This is a genomic window from Aeromonas lusitana (genome assembly GCF_002812985.1).
Lineage (GTDB): Bacteria > Pseudomonadota > Gammaproteobacteria > Enterobacterales > Aeromonadaceae > Aeromonas > Aeromonas lusitana.
Genome location: NZ_PGCP01000001.1, coordinates 136,913 through 150,213, shown reverse-complemented (window position 1 = coordinate 150,213; position 13,301 = coordinate 136,913). Strand labels below are relative to the sequence as shown.

12 protein-coding genes are annotated in these 13,301 nt (G+C 63.0%); 1 reads left to right on the top strand and 11 read right to left on the bottom strand.

Annotated elements, in window-relative coordinates; all coding sequences use genetic code 11:
* Positions 1-67 precede the first annotated feature (67 nt).
* The 10 genes from CUC44_RS00655 to CUC44_RS00610 all read right to left on the bottom strand — a co-directional run bounded on the left by CUC44_RS00655 (position 68) and on the right by CUC44_RS00610 (position 10,474).
* Positions 68-793 (bottom strand): copper homeostasis protein CutC, encoded by a 726-nt coding sequence (locus tag CUC44_RS00655; RefSeq protein ID WP_100858077.1) that lies wholly within the window; start codon positions 791-793, stop codon positions 68-70.
* 41 nt (positions 794-834) lie between these two features.
* Positions 835-1,737, bottom strand: coding sequence for an ROK family protein (locus CUC44_RS00650; protein WP_100858076.1), 903 nt, complete (start codon positions 1,735-1,737; stop codon positions 835-837).
* A 110-nt stretch (positions 1,738-1,847) separates the two neighbouring features.
* Positions 1,848-2,354 (bottom strand): GNAT family N-acetyltransferase, encoded by a 507-nt coding sequence (locus CUC44_RS00645; protein ID WP_100858075.1) that lies wholly within the window; start codon positions 2,352-2,354, stop codon positions 1,848-1,850.
* On the bottom strand, positions 2,342-3,151 hold the full coding sequence (locus CUC44_RS00640) for a M48 family metallopeptidase (RefSeq protein ID WP_100858115.1): 810 nt from the start codon (positions 3,149-3,151) through the stop codon (positions 2,342-2,344). Before CUC44_RS00640 ends, CUC44_RS00645 begins: the two co-directional genes overlap by 13 nt.
* 157 nt (positions 3,152-3,308) lie before the next feature.
* Positions 3,309-4,283, bottom strand: a complete 975-nt coding sequence (locus CUC44_RS00635; protein ID WP_100858074.1) for a PstS family phosphate ABC transporter substrate-binding protein — start codon at positions 4,281-4,283, stop codon at positions 3,309-3,311.
* A gap of 289 nt (positions 4,284-4,572) precedes the next feature.
* Entirely contained in the window at positions 4,573-5,868 is a 1,296-nt protein-coding gene (gene phoR, locus CUC44_RS00630) for a phosphate regulon sensor histidine kinase PhoR (protein WP_100858073.1), read from the bottom strand.
* 129 nt (positions 5,869-5,997) lie between these two features.
* Positions 5,998-6,687 (bottom strand): phosphate regulon transcriptional regulator PhoB, encoded by a 690-nt coding sequence (gene phoB / locus CUC44_RS00625; RefSeq protein ID WP_041206225.1) that lies wholly within the window; start codon positions 6,685-6,687, stop codon positions 5,998-6,000.
* A gap of 102 nt (positions 6,688-6,789) precedes the next feature.
* Positions 6,790-7,200, bottom strand: a complete 411-nt coding sequence (locus CUC44_RS00620; protein WP_100858072.1) for a VOC family protein — start codon at positions 7,198-7,200, stop codon at positions 6,790-6,792.
* Between the two features lie 115 nt (positions 7,201-7,315).
* A complete protein-coding gene (locus CUC44_RS00615; RefSeq protein ID WP_100858071.1) occupies positions 7,316-8,596 on the bottom strand; it encodes a GGDEF domain-containing protein in 1,281 nt (426 codons plus the stop codon).
* Positions 8,597-8,824: 228 nt separating this feature from the next.
* Positions 8,825-10,474: a sigma-54-dependent Fis family transcriptional regulator gene (locus tag CUC44_RS00610; protein WP_100858070.1), complete on the bottom strand. Its 1,650-nt coding sequence runs from the start codon at positions 10,472-10,474 to the stop codon at positions 8,825-8,827.
* A 246-nt stretch (positions 10,475-10,720) separates the two neighbouring features.
* Here CUC44_RS00610 and exaC point away from each other — a divergent pair, with 246 nt between their 5' ends.
* Complete coding sequence (gene exaC, locus CUC44_RS00605) at positions 10,721-12,238, top strand: acetaldehyde dehydrogenase ExaC (RefSeq protein ID WP_100858069.1); 1,518 nt, start codon at positions 10,721-10,723, stop codon at positions 12,236-12,238.
* A 110-nt stretch (positions 12,239-12,348) separates the two neighbouring features.
* On the opposite strand, the gene CUC44_RS00600 is transcribed toward exaC, so the two are convergent.
* Positions 12,349-13,140 (bottom strand): AraC family transcriptional regulator, encoded by a 792-nt coding sequence (locus CUC44_RS00600; RefSeq protein ID WP_100858068.1) that lies wholly within the window; start codon positions 13,138-13,140, stop codon positions 12,349-12,351.
* Positions 13,141-13,301 lie beyond the last annotated feature (161 nt).

Genomic DNA, 13,301 nt, shown 5'->3' with positions numbered 1-13,301 from the left:
AGTTCACACAAGGCGGGGCAGACTGGGCTCAGATGACAAGATCCGTTACGGGTCGCACACTCGCTCTTCAGACCTGATCCAGCAAGGCCCGCACCGCCGCTACCTTGGCACCGTCTGTAATATTCACCCGGCCATCGTCCGAGGTGCCCATGTTGACGCCGTGAGGCACCATGCCACCACGCCAGCCCATGCCGGACATATGCACCTCACTCACGCCGGTAAATTCGAGGATGGTGCGCACGTTGTCGGCATTGACGCCGGCCCCCGGCATCAGGCTGGCACGGCCGGCCAGGGTCTGCTGCATGGCTTGCAGAGTCTCAAGGCCCGCCAGGGCGGTCGGCGCATGACCCGAGCTCAGGATCCGCTCACAACCGGCCGCCACTATGGTCTCGAGATCCGCGCGCCAGTTGGAGCTGAGATCGATGGCGCGGTGGAAGGTGACACCGAGGGGACCGGCGGCCTCCACCAGCTGCTTGAGCTCGGCGGCAGGCACCCGGCCGGTCTCGTCCAGCAGGCCGACCACCACCCCTTGCAGGCCTGCGGCGCGGGCGGCGGCCACATCCAGCAACATGAGATCAAATTCGGCGGGGCTGAAGCAAAAATCGCCGGCACGGGGGCGGATCATGGCGTACACAGGGATGGTCGAGTGGCGCGCCACCTGCTGCATGAAGCCATAAGAAGGAGTGAGGCCGCCGAGGCCCAGCGCAGAGCAGAGCTCAATGCGATCCGCGCCAGCTTCTTGAGCGGTAAACAGGGATTCCAGGTTGTCGATACAGATTTCAAGACGGGTCATGATGACTCCTTATCCGGGGAGATCAGACCCTGTGTCTGATCTCATAAATTGAGCAGGGCCGCGCCGCGCACACCGCCGGCACCGCCGAAGCTGGCCTGGCGAATAGCCGGCAGGGCGACCCCGGGCAGCAGGTGACCGGGCAGGCGCTGGGGCAGCTGTTGATAGAGCACAGGCAGGCCGCTCAGGCCCCCTCCCAGCACCACTACCTCGGGATCCAGCACCGAGATGGCGGTGGCGAGCCCGGCGGCCAGGATCTCCAGCCAACAGTCGATGGCCGCCAGGGCGCTCGCCTCGCGGGCCTCATAACGGGCGACTATCTGGTGGCCGCTGGCACGCTCGCCGTGGAAATGGTGATAGAGCCGCTCCAGGCCGGTGCCGGACGCATAGGTTTCGAAACAGACCAGGCGACCACAGCCACAACGGGGACGAGGCAGGTCGGGGTACTTCATCAGGATGGTGGCAGGCAGGGGGTAGTGGCCTATCTCGCCCGCCAGCCAGTTGCGTCCCTGAATGAGCTTGCCGGCCAGATAGACGGCGCCACCTATGCCTGTGCCTATGGTCACCCCAAGCGCACTGTCGGCCTCGGCGGCGGCGCCCTGGTGCACTTCAGACCAGAGGAAACAGTTGGCATCGTTGTCCACCTTGACCGCGCGACCCAGCAGCTCGGCCAGATCCGCCCCCAGATGGCGGCCGTGAATGGCGGGCAGGTTTGCCGCCACTATGCTGCCATCGTGGCGATTGAGGATGCCCGGAAAGCCGATGCCGACCACGCCCTTGGCGCCGAAGCGTTCATCGGCCGCGTCGACACGGGAGCGAATGAGCTGCTGCAACCCCTGGTAGTCGTCACCGGGCGTGCTCATGCGCTCCTCGTGACAGAGGTTCAGTTCAGCGTCATACACAGCAAAGGCAATCTTGGTGCCGCCAATATCAAAGCCGTAATACATGTCCACACTCCCTTGCCGGTGAGCTCGTCACCTCAGTCTGTCCAGAAGGGGCACATTGTATTAATTCGCAAAAAAAATAAAGTAACCATGGGCGAAAAACGAGAGCCAGCTCAAAGCAAACGGCACATTTGTCGCTGCAGACAGGCTTGCCCAAGGCTGGTCAGGGTGCGCTCCTGCCCATCGAACACGAAACCACGGCGCTGGTAGAACCCCTCACCTATCTGGTTACCATCGAGCAGCCACAATCTGACGCACTCGCAGCCGGCCCGGCGCATCTGCATCGCCACCGCCTGCCACAACCGTTTGCCATGGCCCTGGCGCCAGTGCCCGGGATGCAGATAGAGGGCGAGGATGCGCGCGGTCAGGAATTCTCCCTCCTGCTCCGGTTGCCAGTAGAGCAGGCCGATGACGACCTCATCCAGGCAGAGCAGCATGGGAATGGGGCCGGGGGCCGCGAGGCGGCGGCGCCAGATCTGCAGATGATCGGTGACGGCCAGCTGCGTCAGCAGACCCTCGCCGAGCAGATCACCATAGACAGCGAGCCAGCTGGCCCGCTGCATCACCGTCATGGCGGCGGCATCCGCAGGACGGGCCAGTCGCAATGTTATGCCTTGCACTGAGGGGCCAGACCAGACGCACGGGCCTGTTGATAGAGGGGCTGCACCTCGGCCTGTTGGGCCTGCAGCTCGGCGATACGGCTCGCGTCACTCGGGTGAGTGGAGAGCAGCTGGGGCGGCGCCTTGCCACCGGCGGCGGCGCTCATGTTCTGCCACAGGGGAATCGCCTGCGCCGGATCGAAGCCAGCACGGGCCATCAGCGCCAGACCGAGCCGGTCCGCCTCACTCTCCTGCTCACGACCATAGGGCAGGGTGATGCCGACCTGCACCCCGAGCCCGAGGGCCGCCATGGTGGCACCGCCCCCCTGGCTGCTGCCGATGGCCGCATCCGCCACCGCCAGACCGATGCCGGTCAGCTGATCCCGGGAGAGGCGCTCGTTGGAGTGCTGGGCCAGCACGTGAGTCAACTCATGGCCGATGACGGTGGCGAGCTGATCCTGGTTCTTGGCCACCTTGAGCAGGCCGCTGTAGACCCCGATCTTGCCGCCCGGCAGGGCGAAGGCGTTCACCTCCTTGGAGTCAAACACCACCACTTCCCAGCTGGTGATGCCGTAGCTGGCAGGGACCTGGGCGGTCACCGCCTTGGCGACGCAGGAGACATAGGCATTCATCTTGGCATCCGTGCTCACCTTCTCCTGCTTCTTCATCTCTTCAAAAGAGTCGGCGCCCAGCTGGTTCATCTGCTGGGGGGAGAAGAGCAGCATTTGACTACGACCGGTGGGAGACTGGGCACAACTGGCCAGCAGGGCACTGCACAGGGCCACCAGGCCGAGTTTGGGCAGGGAAGAGGCACGCATGAAGGGATCCTTTACCATGAGGTGATTAGCTCATTTTCGGAAATGCCGCCCTCGGGTGCAAGCCGACAATCCGTTCATGCGACCAAAAAGATCCCGTTGCACCAATAAAAACGAGCCCGCAAGGGGCTCGTTTGTCTGTCGTACCGAGGCGAGGGGATTACATCACGCCCAGCTTCTTCAGGTCGGCCTGTACCACCTTGGCCGGTACCGGCACGTAACCGTCCTTGGCGACTATGTTCTGACCCGCCTTGGAGAGGATCATCTTCACAAACTCTTGCTCCATCGGGGAGAGCGGCTTGTTCGGATGCTTGTTCACGTAAACGTACAGGAAGCGGGACAGCGGGTACTTGCCGGTGATGGCGTTATCCGAGGTGGCTTCGATGAAGGTCTTGCCATCCTTGGAGAGGGGTACGGCGCGCACACCGGAGGTGACGTAGCCGATGCCGGAGTAGCCGATGCCGTTCAGGGAGGAGGAGACGGACTGCACCACGGAGGCGGAGCCCGGCTGCTCGTTCACGCCACTCTTGAAGTCGCCGTTACACAGGGCGTGCTCCTTGAAGTAACCGTAGGTGCCGGAGACCGAGTTGCGACCGAACAGTTGCAGATCCTTGGAGGACCAGCTGCCGTCCAGACCCAGATCAGACCACTTGGTGGCAGCCTTGGCTTCGCCGCACTTGAGGGTGCTGGAGAAGATGGCGTCGATCTGCGGCATGGTCAGCCCCTTGATGGGGTTGTCCTTGTTGACGAACACGGCCAGGGCATCGACCGCGACACGGATGGCGGTAGGCTTGTAGCCGTAGCGCTTCTCGAATGCCTCTTCTTCACCGGCCTTCATGGCACGGCTCATGGGGCCAAACTGGGCAACACCTTCGGTCAGCGCGGTCGGCGCGGTAGAAGAACCGGCGGCCTGGATCTGCACGTTGACGTTGGGGTACATGCGCTTAAATTCTTCGGCCCACAGGGTCATCATGTTGGCCAGGGTGTCCGAGCCGACAGAGGACAGGTTGCCCGAGATGCCGCTGGTCGGAGTGTAATCCGGCAGTTCTTTATCCACACCGGCAGCCAGAGCGCTGACAGAAAACAGGGTTGCTGCGGTAAATCCGATTACACCAGCCAGTTTGTTGAGTTTCATCCAATCTCTCCAAAATTACAGAAGGCTATTGCCAATACATGGCGCCGATTAACACTGTCTTGCCGTGGTCAACCCGACTGCATCAGTCAGATTGCAAAGTTGTATTCCGTCCCCTCCTCTCCAATGTGGCTGAAGGTCCGTTCTTAAGACGGCGCCAGTATCTGACCTGGCAGTGACAAATTTATGGATTTAATGTGACACTTTAATGACATGAGACAGAATCATGACAAATGAAAAAAGGGCCGCACGAGCGGCCCTGATATTGTCACTAACCAATTGACTCAAATGGTTATTTAACTACCACCATGCGGGCGGGGATGAGGAAGCTGAAGCGGCTGCCATGGCCGACCCGGCTCTCTATCTCGAGCTGGGCGTCGTGATGACTCAGCGCATGCTTGACGATGGCAAGGCCGAGCCCGGAGCCGCCGGTGTGGCGAGAGCGCGCCTTGTCGACCCGATAGAAGCGCTCGGTAAGCCGCGCCAGATGCTCGGGCGCAATCCCCTCCCCCTCGTCTTGCACCAGGAACAGCGCCATGGCGCCCTGCTTGCGCCACTCCACGCTGATCTTGCGCCCCGCCGGGGTGTAGTGGATGGCGTTGTAGACCAGGTTGGAGACGGCGCTGCGCAGTTGATCCCGGTCCCCTCGTACAAACAGGTCGGACTGCACCTTGAACTCAAGCTGATGCGCACTCTCTCCCGACAGTGCCCGCGCCTCCTGCTCCAGCAGCCCCAGCATGGCGGGCATGTCCACCAGATGGGAGAGATCCACGCTAGGCGCGGCCTCGATGCGCGACAGGGTGAGCAGCTGATTGACCAGGTTATCCATGCGGATGGTCTGCTCCATCATCACCCTGTGGGCCTTGGCCCACATGGCCGGGGGCGGCGGCTCCTCTGTCATCTCCAGGTAGCCCTTGAGCACGGTGAGCGGGGTGCGCAGCTCGTGGGAGACGTTGGAGACGAAGTGCTTGCGGGTCTTCTCCAGGCTGCGCAGCCGGGTCACGTCCCGCACCACCAGCATGGCCTGATCCTCGGCGTAGGGCATGATCCGGAATTCGAGAAACTTCTCCTCGTTGATGGGGGAGCTCATCTCGAACGGCTCGTCATACTGCCCCTTGCCCAGATACGCGACGAAGGCGGGATTGCGGATGAGGTTGCCGATGTGCTGACCGGCATCCTCCGGCCAGCGAAAACCGAGCAGTTGCTCCGCCAGCCGGTTGCACCAGAGGATGCTGCCGTCGGTGCGAAACACCACGGCTGCGTCGGGCAGCGCCTCGGCCCCTTCCCGAAAGCGGCGGATGAGGCCCGCCAGCTCGCGGCGGCGGGCCCGGTGGCGCTGCTGCAACTTGTAGATACCGTTGAAAATGTATTCCCAGCTGCCGCTGCCGTTGGGAGGAACCAGGCTGCGATCGTGCCACAGCCAGTCAGACAGGCGCTTCTGGAAGCGGTAATGCCAGCCAAGGTGCAGCAGGGTCGCCACCAGCAGGCAGAGCGCGAGATGATCTATCAACCAACCTACCAAGACGAAGGGGGCGTAGAAGAACGCCATTCGCCACAACTGTCGCCGCCAGGCGTAAGGTTGCAACATTTAAGATCTCCTAGAGACGACAAAGAGCAAGGGTCACCACCGACAGGGGTGACGTTGCAACATCAAGCGCTCCCAGAGACAGCAAAGAACAAGGGCCACCACCAGAAGGCAATTGCAACATGGGGACCCCTAGAGACGGGTTGAGAAGCGGTATCCGGCTCCACGCACCGTCTGGATCAATCTGTCGTGCCCCGTCTCTTCGATGGCCTTGCGCAGGCGACGGATGTGCACGTCCACCGTCCTGTCTTCCACATACACATTGGTACCCCAGACGTTGTTGAGCAACTGCTCGCGGCTGTAAACCCGCTCGGGATGGGTCATGAAGAAGTGCAGCAGCTTGAACTCGGTCGGCCCCATGTCGAGGGCCTTCTCTTCGGCGCTGACGCGATGGGAAACCGGATCCAGTTTGAGCCCCTGCACCTCGATCACCTCGTCCACCGAGGTGGGGGAGACGCGGCGCATCACGGCGTGCAAACGGGCGGTGAGCTCCTTGGGAGAGAAGGGCTTGGTGATGTAGTCGTCGGCTCCCGCCTCCAGACCACGCACCTTGTCCTCTTCCTCGCCACGGGCGGTCAGCATCACCACGGGGATCTGGCGGGTCACCTCATCCTGCTTGAGCTGCTTGATGAACTGGATGCCACTGCCACCTGGCATCATCCAGTCCAGCACGATGAGTTCGGGGTAAGGTTCGCGCACCTTCGCCAGTCCATCGGCATAATCTTCCGCTTCAACCGTCTCATATCCTTTTTGCTCGAGCACGAAGCAGAGCATTTCGCGGATTGGTGCCTCGTCCTCGACCACCAGAATTCGCTTAGCCATATCCCTTCTCTCTCCTCTGTGAAGATGGGTGCGCCAATTATTAGAACTTTCTGTGACACTTTTATGACTTTATGACGGGCGGGATAATAAACGTTTTCAGTGTCAGTTGGCAGCGGACCGTTGCAGCAGATCCCAGCGGTTGCCGCTGATATCCTCGAACACCACGACTGTGCCGTAAGGCTCGACGCGAGGCTGTTCACAAAAATGAACGCCATAGGCCTGCATGCGATGGTAATTCCCCCAGAAGTCGTCGGTCTCGAGGAACAGGAAGACCCGGCCACCGCCCTGCTTGCCGATGGCGGCTTCTTGATCGGGATTGGCGGCGCGGGCCAGCAGCAGGGCCGAGCCCGGAGCCCCTTGCGGGGCCACCCGCACCCAGCGCTTGCCCGCTTTGCCCGGCTCGTCCAGCGGGCTGTCTTCGAGCAAGGCAAAACCGAGCCCCAGGGTGAAGAAGGCGATGGCCTCGTCATAATCGGCCACCAGCAGGGTCAGGGCACCAAGGTGTTGCGGCATGAGATAGCTCCTTGTCAGAAGATGAGATGGGCGGCAGGACCCAAGGCCGCGCAGCATAGCGGTTTTCTCCCCCTCGGCGCCAGCCTGGTCTCATCCACCCAGGCGGCGCCTCCCACTAGCCGACCTCGACCCGGTTACGCCCCCGCTCCTTGGCCTGATAGAGCGCCTCGTCGGCCCGCTTGAGGGTCTTCTCCAACGGATCCCCGCGCCGCTCCGCCACCCCGAAGGAGGCGGTGACCTTGAGCCCGAGTGGCCAATTCGGGTACGACTCAAGCGCCCCCCGGATCCGCTCGGCGAGCGCCTCGGCCCTCGCCTGCTCGTAATGCAGGCAGACCAGCACGAACTCCTCCCCGCCCCAGCGCACCAGGCGGCAGAGGGCGTCACAATGGCGCAGCACCTCGCTCACCATGTGCTTGAGCACCTCGTCCCCCATGGGATGACCGTGGGCATCGTTGACGTGTTTGAAGTGATCTATGTCGATGTAGATGAAGGAGAGCGGCATCTCGCCGAGCTCGCCCAGCAGCTTCTCGCCGCCGAGCCGGTTGAGGGCGCCGGTCAGGGGATCGTAGCGGGCCTCCTCCTCGGTGCGGCGATTCTGCTCGCTCAGGCTCTGGCTCAGCGCCTCGGCCGCCAGCCGCGCCGCCCTGGCCTTGCGCAGCTTGTCCCCCACCAGCAGGTATTGCATCAAAAACAGCAGGACCCCGTACGCCAGCCAGCTCATCAGCAGGTAGCGGTAAAAGTCCCCCGGCTTGCCCCAGCGGCCATAGAACTCCAGCTGCTCCAGTTCCAGCTGATAGTTACCCGGCCGCATCCTGTCGCCGGAGGCCAGTTCGATAGCATAGATGTGCCGCAAATCCGCCCCCTGCTCCGCCAACGGGATATTGTACTGCTGCACCCACCATGAACTGGGGGCAAATACGTCCAACGGCACATCCTGCAGCACGTTGTAATCATTGGGGCGGAACATCACTTCATTGAATTTATGGGAGATATCATCCCCGGGCCTCGAGTAGCTGGGATCGTAGTTGCGCAAGAAGAAGCGCCAGATCTGGGGTTGTCCGCCCTCGGCCCTGAGCTTGACCCGCATGCCATCGAAATGGGACAGATCGATCCCCCGTTCGGGTTCGCTCAGGGTCAGGATCAGTTCGCAGAAGGGGAACTCATAACCTTCACGCAGTTGGCAGTCGATGGCAGGCCTGTGCTCATCGCCGACCAGGGTCGTGACAGAACGCCCGCCATGAACCCGATCGTCCTGCGCCTTGGCGGATAGCTCGGTCGTGGCCAAGATATTCAGGCGCTGCTCGGGCCCGAACTCGAACAGCAGGATCGCCAGCAGACTGATGGCCAACAAGAACCAGAACAGCAGATTGGTCATACGGGAATAGGAAGGGATCATCGACATCACACCTAAACAAGAGCCTGGACTCTACACCCCAAGATCCGGCGGCAAGCCGATCCCAAGATGTTATTACACGCGCCTCACATGCGCCCATGACGCTGGCTCAGCCAGCGCGCAACATCGTCCGTCTGTTCACGATAACGCACTCCATGCCATGGAAAAATAACGAGAAAAGGTGTTCGAACGACTCATATTACACAAGCAAAATGCAAAGTGACAGCGACCTCAATCCCCTTCCTTCAGCGCCCGATAGAGGGTGGTCCGGCTGATGCCAAGGCGCCGCGCCGCCTCACTCACATTGCCGCCGCACGCCGCCAGGGTCTGTTGTACCCCGAGTCGCCCCTGTTCGCGCAGGGTCAGGCTCTGCCCCGTGGCCGCCACCGCGGGATCTGCCGGCAAGGCGGGCAGGTGAAGATGCGCCGCCCTTATCAGCCCCTGCCCCTCCGCCAATACACAGGCCACCTCCAGCACCTGCTTGAGCTGACGCACATTGCCGGGCAGGGGGTGCGCCAGCAACTGCCGCTCGGCCGCCTCGTCAAGCCGCAGGGCGGGGTCCATTTCCGCCAGCAGGGTGCGGATCAGCGCCTGTCGCTCCCCCTCCGGCCAGGCCCGCAGCGGCGTCAATGGCTGATGCCAGCCGCAGATCCTGTAGTAGAGATCCTCGCGAAAGCTGCCGGCCTGCACCATGGCCGCCAGATCCCGGTGGCTGGCGCTGACCAGCCAGAAATCCACCACTTCCGGCTTGTGGCTGCCGACCGGGGTGACGGCCCGCTCCTGCAACACCCGCAGCAGCCGGGTCTGGGCCGACAGGGGCAGCTCTCCCACCTCGTCCAGCATCAGGATGCCGCCATGGGCCGCCCTCAGGTAGCCCTGACTGCCCTGGCTGCGGGCACCGCTGAAGGCGCCCCCCACGTAACCGAACAGCTCGGCCTCCACCAGATCCGCCGGCAGGGCGCCACAGTTGACGCACACCAGGGGCTGTTCCCGTCGGCTAGATCTACGGTGCAGAGCCCGCACCAGGTGCTCCTTGCCACTGCCGGTCTCCCCCTCGATGAGCAGAGAGATGCCCCGCTCCAGCATCTTGAGCGGCACAGACTTCGAGTCTTGCGGCGTGGAGATGGGGGTAGCCGCAACGTCGGCATCCAGCCGCAGGCCGCGCCGCTCACGCAGCAGTTGCAACCCATCGAAGGGATACTGGCCGAGCCAGAGCCGCCCGGCCCGGTTGGCGCCGAGCAACTCCCCTGCCTCCCCCAGCAGCAAGCGGGCCGACCAGAGACTCTGGGGCTCCAGATCCACCAGCCAGCCCGGTTGGCGGGCCAGCAAGGCATTTTCGAGGGTCATGGCCAGCAGCCGTACCGTGCCCAGCATGTCGCCGCCGTGGTGGGCCGCATCGGTGGAGATGTCGAGTACCCCGAGCAGGCTACCGTCCGGCCCGAGCAGCGGGCAGGCGCTGCAACTGAGGAAGCTGTGCTGGGCGAAGAAGTGCTGGGCGCCGAGCACCTGCACCTCGCTCTGTTCGGCCAGCGCGGTGCCGATGGCATTGGTGCCCTTGCTCGCCTCCCCCCAGCGGGCGCCACTGCGCAGGAAGATGCGCTCGGCGTGGCGGGCGAAGCCGTCATCGCCACTGGCCGCCAAAATGGCCCCCTCGGCGTCGCACAGCAGCAACCGGCAGGGCCGCCCGGCCAGCAGCTGGGCAAACAGCGGCAACACGAAGCGCTGGAAACAGGCGATGAGTTCACGGCTCGCCTCCAGCCGGGCCGACAACTCTCCCTGAGGCAGCAGATCCAACTCGGCGCTCTGCTGGCGGCTGAGCCCCTGATGCAGGCAACGCTGCCAGGAACGTTGTATGGGGCTGGATACGGGGTGTTCGCTCATCGGGCCTCCTGTTCAAAAAGGGCACAGCTGTCCGGGCACTTGTCCAGAAACGGCACAGTCAGGGCTGCGCAATCGGGCGTATTGGTTAATCAAGATACGATGCCACACCCCGTTTGATAACGTTTTTGTAACTTTTGTGGTCTGGTCAGACCCGCTGGCACACCCCTTGCGATAGTCGATGGCACGGGAGCGAAGGCTCGCTCCCCGCTCTCGCAGACCCAAGACCACACACATAAGGATAATGAGATGATTTATACCGCTCCCGGCCAGGCAGGCGCTCTGGTCAGCTTCAAGTCCCGTTACGACAACTTCATCGGTGGCGACTGGGTGGCTCCCCGCGCCGGGCGTTACTTCGAAAACATCTCCCCCGTGGATGGCCGGGTGTTCTGCGAGGTGGCCCGCTCCGACGCAGCCGACATAGAGCTGGCGCTGGATGCGGCCCACAAGGCGTTCCCCAGCTGGAGCAAGACCAGCGTCACCGAGCGCAGCAACCTGCTGCTGCGCATCGCCGATCGCATCGAGCAGAATATCGAGCGCCTCGCCGTCGCCGAGACCTGGGAGAACGGCAAGGCGGTGCGCGAGACCCTGGCCGCCGACCTGCCCCTGGTGGTGGATCACTTCCGCTACTTCGCTGGCTGCATCCGGGCCCAGGAGGGCTCGGCCGCCGAGCTGGATCAGAACACAGTCAGCTACCACTTCAAGGAGCCCATCGGGGTGGTCGGCCAGATCATCCCCTGGAACTTCCCGCTGCTGATGGCCACCTGGAAGCTGGCCCCCGTACTCGCGGCCGGCTGCTGCAGCGTGCTCAAGCCCGCCGAGCAGACTCCGGTCACCATCATGCTGTTGATGGATCTCATCAAGGATCTGCTGCCCCCCGGCGTGGTCAACGTGGTCAACGGTTTTGGCAACGAGGCCGGACAGGCGCTGGCCACCAGCGATCGGATCCAGAAGCTCGCCTTCACAGGTTCTACCGAAATTGGCGCCCATATACTGCGCTGCGCCGCCGACAAGATGATCCCCTCCACCGTGGAGCTGGGCGGCAAGTCCCCCAACATCTACTTCGCCGATGTGATGCAGCACGAGAGCCAGTACATCGACAAGGCGGTGGAGGGCATGCTGATGACCTTCTTCAACCAGGGGGAGGTGTGCACCTGCCCCTCCCGCGCCCTGGTGCAAGAGAGCATCTACGACGACTTCATGGAGCGGGTGCTGGCCCGTGCCCGCACTATCGTGCAGGGCAACCCTCTCGACACCGCGACCCAGGTCGGCGCCCAGGTCTCCCGCGAGCAGTACGACAAGATCCTGAGCTACATGGAGATTGGTCGTGGCGAGGGGGCGAAGATGCTGATCGGCGGCAACGCCGCCAGAGTGAGCGGGCTGGAGGGGGGCTTCTACATCCAGCCCACCATCTTTCACGGCCAGAACAAGATGCGGGTGTTCCAGGAGGAGATCTTCGGGCCGGCCCTCGGGGTTACTACCTTCAAAAACGAAGCGGAGGCCCTGGCGATTGCCAACGATACCCAGTATGGCCTGGGAGCAGGGCTCTGGACCCGGGACAGCAACCTGGCCTGGCGCATGGGCCGCGGCATCCAGGCTGGCCGGGTCTGGATCAACTGCTATCACGCCTATCCGGCTCACGCCGCCTTCGGCGGTTACAAGAAGTCGGGGATCGGCCGCGAAACCCACAAGATGATGCTGGATCACTACCAGAACACCAAGAACCTGTTGATAAGCCACGACATCAACCCCCTCGGCTTCTTCTGACGGGGAAAGGGATCTACACCTAGCCAGAGGGCGCCCATAAGGCGCCCTCTTCTTATTCCGTTTTCTCCGTCGAGCCCGCTAGCCACTTTTGCCGCACGGCCTGCCGGTAGTCAGCCACCCGGTTGGGCCAGCTGCTGGCGGTAGCGCTGGGGGGAGCAGCCGAGCTCCCGGTTGAACATGGCGATAAAGGCGGAGGTGGAGCCGTAACCGAGCCGCCAGCCAATCTCCTGAATGGGCAGCTCTCCCTTGAGCCAGGCCAGCGCCTTCAAGAGCCGCAGCCGCCCCCGCCACTGACCGAAATTCATCCCCAATTCCCGCACGCAGCGCCGGGCCAGGGTGCGCTCCGTGCTGTGCAGCTGCTCGGCCCACTGGGCCAAAGTGCGCGGATCGGCCGGGTCACTGCGCAGGGCCGCCAGCATGGGGGCCAGCAGCTTGTCCTGACTCATGGGCAGATAGCTCTCCTGGCAGCGGGTGTGGGCGAGTTTTTCCACCAGCAGCTCGGCCTGACGCTGGTCCCACTCATCCTGCATATGGCCGAGTTTGCGCTCGCAAAAATCCGTCAGCATGGCGCGGATCAGCGGCGTCATCTCCAGCAGCCTGGGCTCGCAGGGCAACCTGGCGGCCAGGGCATGATTGACATAGATGGAGGTATAGGCCAGCGCCTGCTGGTTGTAGGAGGCGTGCTCCAGATTGGCGGGCACCCAGATGAGGTAATCCGCCGGCGCCACCAGCCGCTGCTCGTCCAGCACGATCTCCATCACCCCCAGGCTGATCATGCTGAGCTGGCCCCAGGGGTGGCTGTGGGGGGCGCAGGCGCTGTCGGCCTGGATCTGCTGATAGCGCAGGTAGAGTGGATTGGGTTCCGGCAGTTCCAGATCCCTGGGGTGATAGTGGTGCGCCATCTGTGTTGCCTCTGGTTATGAAATGGCCCGCGCTCCCGCCGATGTCACTGCTATCTCTCACTGGATGGCACTGGCAGAGCAGACTGGAGTAGGCCCGTTTCGCAGCCAGCCTCTGACGAAGCGCCGGACCTGGGTTGTCCTTTCTGCGGGATAGATTGTCA

Excerpts from the sequence above, each read along its gene's own strand:
- CUC44_RS00600 (WP_100858068.1), bottom strand. The coding sequence starts at position 13,140 with ATGGCGCACCACTATCACCCCAGGGATCTGGAACTGCCGGAACCCAAT.
- CUC44_RS00650 (WP_100858076.1), bottom strand. The coding sequence starts at position 1,737 with ATGTATTACGGCTTTGATATTGGCGGCACCAAGATTGCCTTTGCTGTG.
- exaC (WP_100858069.1), top strand. The coding sequence starts at position 10,721 with ATGATTTATACCGCTCCCGGCCAGGCAGGCGCTCTGGTCAGCTTCAAG.
- phoR (WP_100858073.1), bottom strand. The coding sequence starts at position 5,868 with ATGTTGCAACCTTACGCCTGGCGGCGACAGTTGTGGCGAATGGCGTTC.
- CUC44_RS00655 (WP_100858077.1), bottom strand. The coding sequence starts at position 793 with ATGACCCGTCTTGAAATCTGTATCGACAACCTGGAATCCCTGTTTACC.
- CUC44_RS00610 (WP_100858070.1), bottom strand. The coding sequence starts at position 10,474 with ATGAGCGAACACCCCGTATCCAGCCCCATACAACGTTCCTGGCAGCGT.
- CUC44_RS00620 (WP_100858072.1), bottom strand. The coding sequence starts at position 7,200 with ATGCCGCAACACCTTGGTGCCCTGACCCTGCTGGTGGCCGATTATGAC.
- CUC44_RS00635 (WP_100858074.1), bottom strand. The coding sequence starts at position 4,283 with ATGAAACTCAACAAACTGGCTGGTGTAATCGGATTTACCGCAGCAACC.
- phoB (WP_041206225.1), bottom strand. The coding sequence starts at position 6,687 with ATGGCTAAGCGAATTCTGGTGGTCGAGGACGAGGCACCAATCCGCGAA.
- CUC44_RS00615 (WP_100858071.1), bottom strand. The coding sequence starts at position 8,596 with ATGATCCCTTCCTATTCCCGTATGACCAATCTGCTGTTCTGGTTCTTG.
- CUC44_RS00640 (WP_100858115.1), bottom strand. The coding sequence starts at position 3,151 with ATGCGTGCCTCTTCCCTGCCCAAACTCGGCCTGGTGGCCCTGTGCAGT.